Source organism: Pseudonocardia sp. MH-G8, from assembly GCF_002262885.1.
Classification (GTDB): Bacteria; Actinomycetota; Actinomycetes; order Mycobacteriales; family Pseudonocardiaceae; genus Pseudonocardia.
This window is the reverse complement of record NZ_NKYF01000021.1, coordinates 148,927-161,519: the sequence shown is the minus strand read 5'-3', so window position 1 is coordinate 161,519 and position 12,593 is coordinate 148,927. Positions and strand designations below refer to the sequence as shown.

At 67.6% G+C, this 12,593-nt stretch carries 14 protein-coding genes; 7 read left to right on the top strand and 7 right to left on the bottom strand.

The features are described from left to right. Positions 1 to 102: 102 nt before the first annotated feature. On the bottom strand, positions 103 to 873 hold the full coding sequence (locus CFP66_RS33695) for an SDR family NAD(P)-dependent oxidoreductase (protein WP_094929358.1): 771 nt from the start codon (positions 871 to 873) through the stop codon (positions 103 to 105). 498 nt (positions 874 to 1,371) lie between these two features. Here CFP66_RS33695 and CFP66_RS33690 point away from each other — a divergent pair, with 498 nt between their 5' ends. The 6 genes from CFP66_RS33690 (at position 1,372) to CFP66_RS33665 (ending at position 5,265) form a co-directional block, all read left to right on the top strand. Continuing rightward, positions 1,372 to 2,028 carry a TetR/AcrR family transcriptional regulator gene (locus CFP66_RS33690; RefSeq protein WP_233159937.1) on the top strand — a complete coding sequence of 219 codons (657 nt, stop codon included), beginning with the start codon at positions 1,372 to 1,374 and terminating at the stop codon, positions 2,026 to 2,028. Between the two features lie 155 nt (positions 2,029 to 2,183). Next, positions 2,184 to 2,792, top strand: a complete 609-nt coding sequence (locus CFP66_RS33685) for a molybdopterin-dependent oxidoreductase (protein ID WP_094929382.1) — start codon at positions 2,184 to 2,186, stop codon at positions 2,790 to 2,792. Further along, the gene (locus CFP66_RS33680) at positions 2,792 to 3,511 is read left to right on the top strand and encodes an FAD-binding oxidoreductase (RefSeq protein ID WP_094929355.1); all 720 of its coding nucleotides are present in this window, start codon (positions 2,792 to 2,794) and stop codon (positions 3,509 to 3,511) included. Before CFP66_RS33685 ends, CFP66_RS33680 begins: the two co-directional genes overlap by 1 nt. 72 nt (positions 3,512 to 3,583) lie before the next feature. Further along, positions 3,584 to 4,027, top strand: coding sequence for a DUF5709 domain-containing protein (locus tag CFP66_RS33675; RefSeq protein WP_094929353.1), 444 nt, complete (start codon positions 3,584 to 3,586; stop codon positions 4,025 to 4,027). 48 nt (positions 4,028 to 4,075) lie between these two features. Next, entirely contained in the window at positions 4,076 to 4,612 is a 537-nt protein-coding gene (gene msrA, locus CFP66_RS33670; protein WP_094929351.1) for a peptide-methionine (S)-S-oxide reductase MsrA, read from the top strand. 11 nt (positions 4,613 to 4,623) lie between these two features. Beyond that, positions 4,624 to 5,265 (top strand): uracil-DNA glycosylase family protein, encoded by a 642-nt coding sequence (locus CFP66_RS33665; protein ID WP_094929349.1) that lies wholly within the window; start codon positions 4,624 to 4,626, stop codon positions 5,263 to 5,265. A gap of 449 nt (positions 5,266 to 5,714) precedes the next feature. Here the strand turns inward: CFP66_RS33665 and CFP66_RS33660 are convergent, their stop codons facing one another. From CFP66_RS33660 to tal, 4 genes are all read right to left on the bottom strand, one after another. Next, entirely contained in the window at positions 5,715 to 6,044 is a 330-nt protein-coding gene (locus tag CFP66_RS33660; protein WP_094929348.1) for a hypothetical protein, read from the bottom strand. 76 nt (positions 6,045 to 6,120) lie between these two features. Further along, positions 6,121 to 7,872: a cytochrome c oxidase subunit I gene (gene ctaD / locus CFP66_RS33655; protein ID WP_094929346.1), complete on the bottom strand. Its 1,752-nt coding sequence runs from the start codon at positions 7,870 to 7,872 to the stop codon at positions 6,121 to 6,123. Positions 7,873 to 7,981: 109 nt separating this feature from the next. Then, the gene (locus tag CFP66_RS33650; protein ID WP_094929344.1) at positions 7,982 to 8,575 is read right to left on the bottom strand and encodes a Dps family protein; all 594 of its coding nucleotides are present in this window, start codon (positions 8,573 to 8,575) and stop codon (positions 7,982 to 7,984) included. Between the two features lie 87 nt (positions 8,576 to 8,662). After that, entirely contained in the window at positions 8,663 to 9,787 is a 1,125-nt protein-coding gene (tal, locus tag CFP66_RS33645) for a transaldolase (protein ID WP_094929343.1), read from the bottom strand. 569 nt (positions 9,788 to 10,356) lie between these two features. Here tal and CFP66_RS33640 point away from each other — a divergent pair. Beyond that, the gene (locus CFP66_RS33640) at positions 10,357 to 11,025 is read left to right on the top strand and encodes an antibiotic biosynthesis monooxygenase (protein WP_094929340.1); all 669 of its coding nucleotides are present in this window, start codon (positions 10,357 to 10,359) and stop codon (positions 11,023 to 11,025) included. Positions 11,026 to 11,064: 39 nt separating this feature from the next. Here the strand turns inward: CFP66_RS33640 and CFP66_RS33635 are convergent, their stop codons facing one another. Together CFP66_RS33635 and CFP66_RS33630 are read right to left on the bottom strand one after the other, a co-directional pair. After that, positions 11,065 to 11,550: a carboxymuconolactone decarboxylase family protein gene (locus tag CFP66_RS33635; RefSeq protein WP_094929339.1), complete on the bottom strand. Its 486-nt coding sequence runs from the start codon at positions 11,548 to 11,550 to the stop codon at positions 11,065 to 11,067. A gap of 4 nt (positions 11,551 to 11,554) precedes the next feature. Continuing rightward, a complete protein-coding gene (locus CFP66_RS33630; protein WP_094929337.1) occupies positions 11,555 to 12,334 on the bottom strand; it encodes a TetR/AcrR family transcriptional regulator in 780 nt (259 codons plus the stop codon). Positions 12,335 to 12,593: the final 259 nt, after the last annotated feature.

Here is a 12,593-nt window from a genome sequence, read left to right as displayed (position 1 = left end):
AGCCCTGGCCACCCGCTACACGAAGCGGATCGCCTACTACCGATCAGAGATCGTCATCGCGGCCATCGTGTTGTGGCTGCGTACCGACTTACAGGACACGCCCTAGTTGCGGCCTGCCATGACCCCGCCGTCGACGTTGAGGATGGCGCCCGTGATCCAGCTCGAGGCCGACGAGAGGAGGAACGTGATCGCGGAGGCCAAGTCCTGTGGGGTGCCGACTCGGCCGAGTGGGTGCAGGCCGGCCATTTGTTGCAGTGTGGCGTCCCGCTGGTCGGCGGGCAGCCAGTCGAAATGGGGAGTACTGGTGACGGCCGGTGCCACTGCGTTCACCCGGATACCCTCGCCGGCGAGTTCGATGGCGAGGTTGTGCGTCAGTGCATGCAGGCCCGCCTTGGCCATCGAGAACGCCGACGATGGTGTCGCGGCGAGGGCCTGGTGCGCCCACATGGCGCCAACGTTCACGATCGCGCCGCCCTGACCGCCGGCGACCATACCTCGGACGACGGTCTGGGTGAGGAAGAAAGTCGCCCGATTGAGGTCGTGATAGGAATCGTAGTCGGCCACCTGGTGGTCGACGAAGGTCTTCAGCCGGACGAGCCCTGCCGAGTTGACGAGGAGGGTGGCGTCGGAGTGGTTCTCCGCAAGTTGCTTCTGCGCCTCGACGACCTGCTCCCAGTCGGTCAGGTCGGCCGCGATCGACCACGCGCTGCCGGAGCACGAAAGGCTCGCCACGGCGTCGTCGAGTTTGCGACCCGGGCGGCCGACGATCACCGCACTACCGCCCTCCGCGATCACATCCTCCGCGGTCTTGAAGCCGATGCCGCTGGAGCCGCCGATGACGACGCATTTTCTGCCTGCAAAGTCCGTGGCCACGCGAACCACTCTCCGTCCGGGTATGAAAACTTCCGATTTTCTGCTTTGCCGTGGCCGGACCGGCCGGCAGCAGGATCACCGATGCACGCGCGCCGACTTCCCGCGAGCAGGCTCCGCTGCTCCGCGGTGCACCAGCTCGCCTCGGGATCGACCTGGCTCGAGCGTCATCCGTCGGGCTCACGACTCGACTCGTCGGCCCACCCCGGTTGGACCCACTGCGGGGTCCAACTATGTGGGCCTCGAAGTGGACTGTCAAGTACTGCTTTTAGGGCTGTCAACCCGTCGGGATCATGATCCCCCACGAGACGCCACCTGCCCTACCTCGACCCATGGGCATGAAGTGCCGGAACCGCTGGCGAGCAGCGCTGATCTGGTCACCCTGGCTCGTGCCGGGACTCCTGCAGCGCCTCGGGGTCACCGGAGGAGCTGGCTAGACTAACCAGTTTGTAATATCGCGCATGACAGGCCGTGTCATACAGCCGGACTAGCATGACCACCATGACGAGCGTTGGCGCCCAGCCGCCTGCGCGACGCCTGACCGCGCGCGGAGCGTCGACCCGGAACCGCATCGTCCGTGCTGCCGCAGACCTCATGCACGCCGCAGGCGTTGCCGGCACCACCATGGACCAGGTGGTCGACGCGTCGGGCACGAGCAAGTCACAGCTCTACCACTACTTCGCCGACAAGGACGCGCTGGTCGCCGCCGTCATCAAGACGCAGGCCGCGCGGATGCTGGAATTCCAGGAGCCCCACCTCGAGCGGCTGGCATCCATCGCCGATCTGCGGCAGTGGCGCAACGCGGTTGTGCGGTCCGTCGACGAAGGTCAGGGCATCAACGGGTGCGCTGTCGGGTCGCTCTCCAGCGAGCTCGCGGACCGGTCGGAGCCGGCCCGGATCCTGATCGAGGCCGCATTCCGCTCGTGGGAGTCCTACCTCGCGGCCGGCCTGAGGCGGATGCAGGATCGGGGCGAGCTCGACCCCGAGGCTGACCCGGCCGAGCTCGCCACTGGCCTCATGGCCGCCTACCAGGGCGGTTACCTGCTCTCCCAGGCGGCGCGCAGCTCGCGTCCCATGGCAATCGCGCTGGACCTCGCGCTCGACAGCATCGAGGCTCGGCGGGCGCGCAGCGATCGCGCACCCGAGGCGGCGAGCTGACGTCGTTCGGGCGCCGCTGCCACCGCGTAGTCTGGACTTGACAGTCCAGTAGCGCGGCGGCCATATTCAGTCTGTCCAGGCCACCGCCGGCCTTCCGCCGGACGCCGAGGCCTGCCCTCCGAGCGCCGGCGATGATGATCGAGAGGGATTACCAGATGGCGTTGACGAGGGGATTCACCGGTCGCAGGCGTGGCGAGCGCGACACGCGGCTGCCTCCTGGCCAGTACGACGCCGGCACGAACTGGCCGGTCCTACATGCCGAGTCGACCCCCAGCATCGACACTGCCAGGTGGAGCTTCGAGATCGATGGTCTCGTCGACAGGCCGGCTCGGTGGAACTGGGATGAGATCCACGCGTTGCCGTCCTCTCGGTACGAGGGCGCCATCCACTGTGTGACCACGTGGTCGAAGTTCGACATGCAGTTCGACGGCGTATCGGTCGACACCCTCCTCGCTGCGGCCGGGGTCGGTGACGACGCGGCATTCGTGTTGGCCAGATCCCACACCGGCTACACCACCAACTTCCGGCTCGAGGACCTCACCGGCGGCAAGGCCTGGGTCGTGTGGGACGTCAACGGCGCCCCGCTGACCGGCATCCACGGCGGCCCGGCGCGGCTGCTCGTGCCCCACCTGTACTTCTGGAAGAGCGCGAAGTGGGTGTCGGGCCTGACATTGCTCGCCGAGGACCAGCCAGGCTTCTGGGAGGTACGCGGCTACCACGACCGGGGGGACCCCTGGCGCGAGCAGCGATACCAGGGGGACTGATGACCAGCGTTTCCGGAGGGCCGCCGCACCCGGGACCGTGGCAGACCGCCAAGGTCACCGGCATCCACCAGGAAACCCCCACGGCGAAGACCTTCACCCTCGCGCTGCCCCAACCGTGCTCGTTCTGGGCCGGCCAACACTTCGTCGTGCGCCTGACCGCACCCGACGGGTACCGGGCCCAGCGGTCCTACTCGATCGCCAGCCCACCCTCGGACTCGGCGGAGCTCGATCTCACCGTCGAGGTCCTGCAAGGCGGCGAGGTGTCGGGCTTCCTCAACGAAGCCGTCGAGGTGGGAGACGTGCTCGACGTGCGGGGCCCGATCGGCGGCGACTTCGCCTGGGATCTCCGGCCTGCGCTCGGCGTGGGCGGCGGTTCCGGGATCGTGCCCCTGATGTCGATGCTGCGCCACGCCCGCACCCTCGGCCGGCCGGACCTGTTCCGGCTCGTCGTCTCGGTGCGCAGGCCCGAGGAGCTGTACTACTCCGCCGAGGTTCCGGGGGTGGACACCTCGGTCGTCTTCACGCGCGCGGTCCCCGACGGGCATGTCCGCCCACCGGGTCGTCTCATGGCCCGGGACCTCACCACCGCCCTCGACGGGGACCGTGAGGTCTACGTCTGCGGGTCCACCGCCTTCTGCGATGCCGCGACCGAGCTGGTCGCAGCCGCTGGTGTGCCCACCGACCGGATCAGGGTCGAGCGGTTCGGGTTCTCGGGGTGATCGACCCGCAGCCCCAGCACGAGACGGCATTCCGCAACGACCGCCGGGCCGGCGCGTCGACAGGAGGACGACATGAGCAATGACAGCGACGGCGTGGACGGGGTCGACATCGACACCGGCCTGCTCGAAGACGACGAAACCCTGGACGGGCGCGGGGTCGACGTCCTCGACGAGGGCTACACGGTGCCCGAACGGCCGTGGGAGCGCGAGCACTACGGCGTCACGGCGCGGGAGGCCCACGATCACGAGAGCCTCGCCGGTCGCCTGGCCCGCGAACTGCCCGACCTCACCGACGCCGACGACGGCGACGGACTCGGCGACACCGCCGGCACCGACGGCGAGCTGTACGACGACGAAGTCGGCCTCGCCCGCTCGGGGCGTCTGGTCGACGTCGAGGCTGCCGGCGAATGGGACGACTTCGCCTATCTGACCGCCGTCGACGTCGGAAAGGATGGCGGGGCAGCCAGCGCCGAGGAAGCTGCCATTCACATCGTGCGCGAGCCCGACGACATCTGACCGCGACCAACCGCAACCGACAAACCGTACCGAGAAAGGAATCCCACGATGACCGAGCAGCAGCGGGCAGTTCTCGCCGGAGGGTGTTTCTGGGGGATGCAGGATCTCATCCGCGCCCGCCCCGGCGTGCTGTCCACCCGCGTGGGCTACACCGGCGGCAACACCCCCAACGCCACCTACCGCAACCACGGCACCCACGCCGAAGCCATCGAGATCACCTACGACCCGGCCGCCACCACCTACCGCGACCTGCTGGAGTTCTTCTTCCAGATCCACGACCCCAGCACGGCCAACCGGCAGGGCAACGACGTCGGCGCGTCCTACCGGTCGGCGATCTTCTACCTCGACGACGTACAGCGCCAGGTCGCACAGGACACGATCGCCGACGTCGACGCCTCCGGGCTGTGGCCGGGCAAGGTCGTCACCGAGGTCACGCCGGCCGGGCCGTTCTGGGAGGCGGAGCCCGAGCACCAGGACTACCTGCTGCGCCTGCCCCACGGCTACACCTGCCACTTCCCCCGACCGGGCTGGGTCCTGCCGCGGCGCAATGACGCCGCCTCGCAGCCGTCGTCGCAGCCGGCCTGACCATCACCACCATGGACGGGTCGGCGACCAGGACGAGTCCGGCGCTGCGGCGGATCCACGAACAGATCGTCGCCGACCCGACCAACCGGGACGCCACCGCCGCGGGCCTGCAGCCGATCTACACCGCGCACCCCGCCGCCCGGATCGTCCTCATCGGACAGGCCCCGGGAACACGGGCACAACACAGCGGGATCCCGTGGAACGACCCGAGCGGCGTCACACTGCGACGCTGGCTCGGGGTCACCGACGAGCAGTTCTACGACCCGACGCTGTTCGCGATCCTGCCGATGGACTTCTACTACCCGGGCAAAGCCACCCACGGCGACCTGCCGCCCCGCCCCGATGTCGCACCACGCTGGCACCCACCGATCCTCGCTGAACTCCCCCACATCCGACTCACCATCTTGATCGGCCGCCACGCCCAGAAGCACTACCTACCCGGATCCGCCGGAGCGAACCTCACCGAAACGGTCCGGGCGTTCCGCGACCACCTCCCCGACCGCATGCCCCTCGTCCACCCCTCCCCACTGAACTTCCGCTGGCAGACCCGCAACCCGTGGTTCGCGGCGGAGGCCGTCCCGGCGCTGCGCGCCCGCGTGCACGCGGTCCTCCAGCCGGACGTCGATCCGACAGGTCGGGAAACCGGAGCCTGATCGGCTGCTCCCCCCGAGGCCGTGCGCGGGCCGGTCGCCATGCGGCGCGCGACACGCTCGGCGCGTTCGGCCTGCTCGCCGCGATCGCCCTGGGGGCAACCGGCGGGCAGGTCTCGCCCCATCTCCCCCGCGGTCGCGTCGGGACCAGGTCCTGGTCACCTTCGCTCGCAGCGGTATACCCGTGCTCCTCGATCAGGCGCGTGCGTCACCACCCGAGATCACGCAGGCCTGGGACTCCCCGGGCCGCCGGCCCTACCGGCCCTCGTGCCGGCCGGACAGACCGGGCTACGCCCCGAGCCGCTCACCTGCTCGTCGATGGCCAGGTGCTCGTCTGCTGTGCCCGGCGGCCGGGCGGCCTGGCTCTCGACAGTCGGACACACCGCCACCCGGCGAGTCCCAACGTCTGGTGAATAAACTCGTTCGCGAGCGTCGGCCGCGGTCCGCCGCGTCTACCGGTAACGACCGTTGAAGCCGGAGCCGCCGCCAAGCTCAGCGAACCGGAGCCCAACGATCCTCCCGGCCTCGACGATCCACCGCAGGCCGTAGCATGCCCGATAGCTCGGAGGCCAGAACGAGCAGAAGCGACCGCCGTCGTCGAGATACCATTCGCCCTCGGTCGACCGGCCCCGCTCGACGTAGATGGTGGCGCCGGCGGGTTCGAAGACCTGCGTGGCGCCGTCGTCGTACACGAGACCGCCCGCGGTCAGCGCCGTGGGAATGTGCTCGGTTGCGACGACGTCGCCATCCGAGACGTGGATGTCGCTCAACGAGCTGGACATAGCTCCTCCTCAGCATTGCATTCCGGAAACACACGCACCACGATCGACCGCATGGAGCCCGGACGGCCGTGAGCGGTCAGCGCGACCTCGGGTCGTCGTTCGGCTTCGACTCCTCGCCCGCCGCGTGTGCGGCAACCTCGTACGGCGACGGCTTGCCGCCGACGTGCGCCTCCTGTCGGAAGCGCTTCACCATGTGCGGGTAGTGCAGCTCGAACGCCGGGCGCTCCGACCGGATCCGCGGCAGCTCCGTGAAGTTGTGCCGCGGCGGCGGGCACGAGGTGGCCCACTCCAGCGAGTTGCCGAATCCCCACGGGTCGTCGACCGTGACGACCCGGCCGTAGCGGTAGCTCTTGAACACGTTCCAGATGAACGGCAGCGTCGACGCACCGAGCACGAACGCGCCGATCGAGGAGATCGCGTTCAGCGTGGTGAAGCCGTCGATGGGCAGGTAGTCGGCGTAGCGGCGAGGCATCCCCTGGTTGCCCAGCCAGTGCTGCACCAGGAACGTCAGGTGGAAGCCGATGAACGTGAGCCAGAAGTGGACCTTGCCCCAGGTCTCGTCGAGCATCCGGCCGGTCATCTTCGGGAACCAGAAGTAGATGCCGGCGTAGCTCGCGAAGACGATGGTGCCGAACAGCACGTAGTGGAAGTGGGCCACCACGAAGTAGGTGTCCGAGACGTGGAAGTCCACCGGCGGGGACGCCAGCAGGATGCCGGTGAGGCCGCCGAGCAAGAACGTGGCCAAGAACCCGACGCTGAACAACATCGGGGTCTCGAAGGTCAGACGCCCCTTCCACATCGTGCCGATCCAGTTCACGAACTTGACACCGGTGGGCACCGCGATCAAGAACGTGGTGAACGAGAAGAACGCCAGCAGCACCGCACCGGTCGCGTAGAGATGATGCGCCCACACCGCAACGGAGAGCGCTCCGATCGCGATCGTCGCGTAGACCAGGCCCTTGTAGCCGAACACAGGCTTGCGACTGAACACCGGAAGGACTTCCGAGACGATGCCGAAGAACGGGATCGCGACGATGTAGACCTCGGGGTGGCCGAAGAACCAGAACAGGTGCTGCCAAAGGATCACGCCTCCGTTGGCCGGGTCGAAGACGTGCGCCCCGAAGTGGCGGTCCGCGAGCATCCCGAACAGCCCTGCGGTGAGCACCGGGAACGCGATCAGGATCAGGATCGCCGTCACCAGGATGTTCCAGGTGAAGATCGGCATCCGGAACATGGTCATTCCGGGAGCACGCATGCAGACGATCGTGGTGACGAAGTTGACACCACCGAGGATCGTGCCGAGACCGGACACGATCAGACCGGCGACCCACAGATCACTCCCCGTTCCCGGGGAATGCTGCACTGAATGCAGCGGCGCGTAGGCGAACCAACCGAAATCTGCCGGCCCACCTGGTGCGAGGAACCCGGACAGAACGATCAGGCTGCCGAACAGGAACAACCAGTATGAAAAGGCGTTCAAGCGGGGGAACGCCACATCGGGCGCCCCTATCTGCAGAGGGACGATGTAGTTCGCGAACCCGAACAGGATCGGCGTCGCGTACAGCAGCAGCATGGCCGTGCCGTGCATCGTGAACAGCTGGTTGTACTGCTCGTTGGACAGGAACTGCAGACCAGGTACCGCCAGCTCACCACGGATCAGCAGCGCCATCGCGCCACCGACCAGGAAGAACCCGAACGACGTGACCAGGTACAGGATGGCAATGTCTTTGGGGTCCGTGGTCCGCAACATCTTGAGGAACACCGAGCCCTTCGCCGATCGGCGGGTCGGGTTCGGTTGGGCCACCGGGACTGGGGTGAGTTGGGTCATGACGCCTTCTCAGGAGAGACAGTGCGGATTCGAGGGATAGCCGGACTCGCGACCTCGCGGACGGCGCCGTGCGAAATGCACCGGGTACGGCAACCAGGGCGGCTAACCGTCAGATGCGCACGAGCGGCGTGTCGACCAGGTGCTCGGCCAGGAACCAGCACTGCAGCTCTCCGGTACGGATGACCTGCGAGACCAGCAAGTCGTTGGTTCCGTCGTCGCCCAACTCCGCGCTCTTTGCGGCCGCCTTGTGAGCGTCGATCAAGATGCGTTCGTGCGCGTCGAGCAACCGGGAGAGCATCGCCGGAACCTGCTCGACGCCATCCGGCGGTCGCGGGATGCTGCTGAGCTCAGCCGCATGGCGCGGATCGCCCACCGCGACGGCGCCCAGGCTCTGGATGCGCTCGGCGATCGCGTCGATGAGGGCGAGCTGTTCGTCGGCGTGCTTGTCGAGCAGGAGGTGGAGCTGGTAGAAGGTCGCGCCGCGCACGTTCCAGTGACTCTTCTTGTAGAGCGCGTAAAGAATTTGCGTGTCCGCCAGAGCCCGGTTGAGCCTTTCGCCGGCATACATGCGCGCGTCATAGGACAACCCGACGGGGAACTGCTTCACAGTCCCGAACTTCTGGATCTCCCCTCCCCCGTGCTGATGTAGCCACGGCTGGCTCGACGGCGAGACGTGATCCGTTCCGTCCTGAGTCGCAGTCATCGGTGGACCTCCTCCACGTTCACAATTCGTACTGGCGCTCGATCCCGTTTTGCGCCGCGCACCTCGCACCGCAGCCATATCGAGCCGCTACTCGGTTGCCGCCACCATGGACCGCCTGACAGTCTCGTGCAGCTCCGCCCAGGACTGGGTGAACCGATCGACGCCGGCACGCTCCAGGGCTGTGAAAACTTCCGCGAGATCGACGCCTGTGGCACTGATGGCGTCGATCACCGCACGAGCCTCGGAGGCGCGGCCCGTCACGGCGTCGCCCTTGTCCGCACTGCTCAGTAGGCCGTGATCAGCGAAGGCGTCCAGCGTTGCCTCCGGCATCGTGTTCACGGTTCCGGGCACCACGAGCTCGGTGACGTACATCGTGTCCGGGTAGGTCGGGTTCTTCACGCCCGTCGATGCCCACAGCGGCCGCTGCACGCGAGCGCCCTTTGCCGCGAGGCGCTCCCAGCGGGAGCCGGTGAACGTCTCCCGGAATGCCTGATGGGCAAGTCTCGAGTTCGCGATACCGGCCATGCCCCGCAACGCGAGCGCTTCGTCTGACCCGATCTCTTCGAGGCGCTTGTCCACCTCCGCGTCGACACGCGAGACGAAGAAGCTCGCGACCGAGTGGACGCCGGGCAGAGGCGCGCCGGCGTCGAGTGCCCGCTCCAGGCCGTCAAGGTACGCCGCCATGACCTCCCGGTACCGCTCCACCGAGAAGATGAGCGTGACGTTGATGTCGATACCTTGCGCGAGCGCTTCTGTGATGGCCGGCAGGCTCGCCCTGGTCGCAGGGATCTTCACGTAGAGGTTCGGGCGAGCAACCGCTCGCATGAGGCTCACGGCCTCGAGGACGGTCGCCTCACAGTCGCCGGCCAGAGCGGGGTTGACCTCCAGTGACACTCGCCCATCCACACCGTCGCTCGCCTCCCAGACGCCGCGGAACAGTTCGCAGGCCTCCTGGACGTCAACGACCAACAGCTGTCGAACAGCGGCTCCGACCGTCGCTCTGTGCCGCGCGAGCTCCTGGATCTGCGGCGTGTAGACCCCGCCGTGCGCGAGTGCAGCGGCGAAGATGGTCGGGTTGGTGGTGACGCCGACGACCTGCTTGTCGTCGATGAGTCGCCGGAGTCCGCCGCTGACCAGACGGCCACGCGACAGGTCATCGAGCCAGATCGAGACACCCGCCGCGGTGAGTGCCGCGAGTCGGTCATCTGCCACGTGCGTTCCTCTCTGGGCTCCCCTGGGCGAGCAACGTGCCGGGCCACCGCTGGACCGCCCGGGTGGCCCGAGCTCCGCCCCGCGGTTCCGGCCGGTCACGACACCCCGCCCGCACGACTCGGTGCTCGCTCGATCCACCCGGGCGGAATGAGGCCTCGTCGAACAGTAGAGCTCAAACTAGACTGCTTGTTCCACTCTACGGCACCCGGCAAGCGCCCCACAGGAGGGAGGACAAGTGGCTCACATCACACCACCTAGCAGCCCTTCGATCGACGCGAGAGGCATCCTGATGGCCGCATACATCGATCTCACCTGCACGAACCTGGAGATCCAGCTCTCCGGTCCCCAGCAACGGCGAGCTGCCGCACATGCGCTCAAGCGCACAGCTGTGCTCCGATAGATCGCCCGCAGCGGTGTCCGCGCTCCTGACCTACCCCCAAGGGCGGTGCACAGATGGACCGTCTAGCACCAACGCAGCGGCACCTGGTGCGGTTGGCGTCCAGGTCCGTCGGCGCAGGCGCCGAAGCTGAGCCTGGCGACCCGATGAGCTTTCGCCGTCAAGGAGGAACATGTTCGCAGTGATGTTCGAGTCTCACCCGCAGCCCGGCCGGAGGGACACCTACCTGGAGTGGGCGACGCGGCTCGGCACCGACCTGCGGAAGATCCCCGGCTTCGTTGACGACCATTACTACCGGAGCTTGAGCCGGGAAGGCTGGCTTCTCTCGCTCTCGACATGGGAAGATGAGAAAGCGCTGGTCAGCTGGCGTACGCATCCGACGCATCAGCTGGCCCAGGCGAAGGGCCGCGACGAATTCTTCATCGACTACACCCTGAGAACAGGCCAACTGACGCGCGACACGGAGCTACCCGAAGGCCACGTCCTCGGCGAGCAGAGACTCGACGAGACCGTCGCCGGGGCGGGGAACACGGCCGTGCTCGTCGACAGGACGCAGCCCACCCACGCCCTCGACCCGCACGATGCGGTCGAGATGACCTCGCACCTCGGTCTCGACCTCGACGCCGCCGGACTGACCGACTGGGACGTCTACGAGGCCGTGCTGACGCCCGGCCACGTCCTCATGCGGACCGTGTGGCACGACTACGCCGCCGCCGAGGCATTCGAGACGACGGCAGCATTCCCCGATGGGTCACGCCTGCGCCGGATTCGGATCATCCGCTTCTACAGCATGTACAACCGTCGCGAGGCCCCTCAGTACTACCCGGACCGCCCGACCTGATCGAGTCCGCACGTCATACCGACCACCGCTTCTCAGCACTCATGGCTCGACCAGCGCCGGACGCGCGCCCTCGGCGAGCTTGAGCCGCGTCCAGATGTTCATGTTGATCACCACTCCGACGATCTCGAGCCTTTCCTCCTCGTCGAAGTAGGCGGCCATGCGGTCGTGGATCTGCTGGAAATCCTGACTCGCGGTAGCGTCCGCAGCCCGCGTCAGTGCCTCGGCATAGGCCAGAGCCGCCTGCTCCGCGTCGCTGAACAAGCCGGTCTCCCACCACGACGTGAGGGTCTCGATCTTGATCGGGGCAATATCGGAGCCCCGGGCGGCGGCATGGTGGACCACCAGGCAGTACGGACAGTTGTTCAGCTGGGCGACGCGCAGCCGCAGCAGTCGAGCCAGATCGCGGTCCAACTTCAGCTCGGCGGTGTAGCCGAAGGCAGCGGCCCCGGCCGCGGCCAGGTCCCGGAGTCGTTCGTTCTCCGTGGCGTCGAGTCGCGTGTTCCGGAAGCTCGCGACACCGTTCATCTGCTCATCCGTTCGGATCTGGGGGCGGGCTACTCGTCTTTCGGGCCGCCCCGGGCACGTGCGGCCGGGCGGTGGCGAACCCGGATACCGGGCAAGCGCTCAGGTCGGCTTCCGACTGCGAAACCCGATGAACGTGGCCTGGAGCCGCCGGTCCTGCAATGTGGGCGGCGAGCGCGACCCTGCCGACAGCGAGGTCGAGGGCTGACCGCAGCGGCTTCTCGCTCCGAGCGGCCTGAGCCAGGATCAGGCCGCCCTGGAGGGCCGCCACGACCCCGGTGGCCAACTCCGCCACGTCGGCCTCGGCGTTGAGTTCCCCGCGATCCTGCATCCGGCGAAGCCCTGCCGCCAAGTACGACTGCCAGGTTTGGAACGCATGATCGAGCTTGGCCCGCACGGGCCCGGGCTGCTCTGCCAACTGGCTCACCAGAGACCCGAGCGGGCACCCGCGCACACCGTTGCCCGCGCTGTTCAACTCGACCACGACATCGGCCCACTCCTGCAGGTCTGCCAGAGAGTGGAGGCTTCCGAGCAGCGCGCGCTGCCGGGCGAGCACCGCCGCGATCTGGAAGTCCACGACACCGTCGATCAACGCTTCCTTGGCTGGGAAGTAGCGATGGACCTGCGAGCGGCTGACCCCCGCCACGGCACGGACCCGCTCAACGCTGACCCCTGCGACGCCCAGCCGTAAGACGACCTCGGCAGCGCCCCGCACGATCCGGTCCCGCGTCGCCGCATCCCAGCCAGCGCGCCCCGAGGATCGCTCCTCGAGTTCCTCTCTCGACACGCACAGATGCTAACCAACTCGGACTAGCTGGTCCACTTCGCTTGCCGCACGTGAGCCGATCGGCAACGGCGAGCGCATTTGTGCCGCTCCACTGGCCGCTTCCCGCCGCGCGCAAGAGGAGGGCGGGTGGCAGGCAGAACGATCTCCGGTACCCGCGCGACAACGCCAGGAGCAAGTAGCGCCCGGTCCCGATCATCTAGACCAAGCGGTCCGAGATGTCCAGTTCAGACGTTGAACATCACGCCGTCAGGCTAGGATT

What these genes read in the sequence shown, in the direction of transcription:
- CFP66_RS33690 (WP_233159937.1), top strand. Translation starts at nt 1,372, where the DNA reads ATGACGAGCGTTGGCGCCCAGCCGCCTGCGCGACGCCTGACCGCGCGC.
- CFP66_RS33685 (WP_094929382.1), top strand. Translation starts at nt 2,184, where the DNA reads ATGGCGTTGACGAGGGGATTCACCGGTCGCAGGCGTGGCGAGCGCGAC.
- CFP66_RS33680 (WP_094929355.1), top strand. Translation starts at nt 2,792, where the DNA reads ATGACCAGCGTTTCCGGAGGGCCGCCGCACCCGGGACCGTGGCAGACC.
- CFP66_RS33675 (WP_094929353.1), top strand. Translation starts at nt 3,584, where the DNA reads ATGAGCAATGACAGCGACGGCGTGGACGGGGTCGACATCGACACCGGC.
- msrA (WP_094929351.1), top strand. Translation starts at nt 4,076, where the DNA reads ATGACCGAGCAGCAGCGGGCAGTTCTCGCCGGAGGGTGTTTCTGGGGG.
- CFP66_RS33665 (WP_094929349.1), top strand. Translation starts at nt 4,624, where the DNA reads ATGGACGGGTCGGCGACCAGGACGAGTCCGGCGCTGCGGCGGATCCAC.
- CFP66_RS33660 (WP_094929348.1), bottom strand. Translation starts at nt 6,044, where the DNA reads ATGTCCAGCTCGTTGAGCGACATCCACGTCTCGGATGGCGACGTCGTC.
- ctaD (WP_094929346.1), bottom strand. Translation starts at nt 7,872, where the DNA reads ATGACCCAACTCACCCCAGTCCCGGTGGCCCAACCGAACCCGACCCGC.
- CFP66_RS33650 (WP_094929344.1), bottom strand. Translation starts at nt 8,575, where the DNA reads ATGACTGCGACTCAGGACGGAACGGATCACGTCTCGCCGTCGAGCCAG.
- CFP66_RS33640 (WP_094929340.1), top strand. Translation starts at nt 10,357, where the DNA reads ATGTTCGCAGTGATGTTCGAGTCTCACCCGCAGCCCGGCCGGAGGGAC.
- CFP66_RS33635 (WP_094929339.1), bottom strand. Translation starts at nt 11,550, where the DNA reads ATGAACGGTGTCGCGAGCTTCCGGAACACGCGACTCGACGCCACGGAG.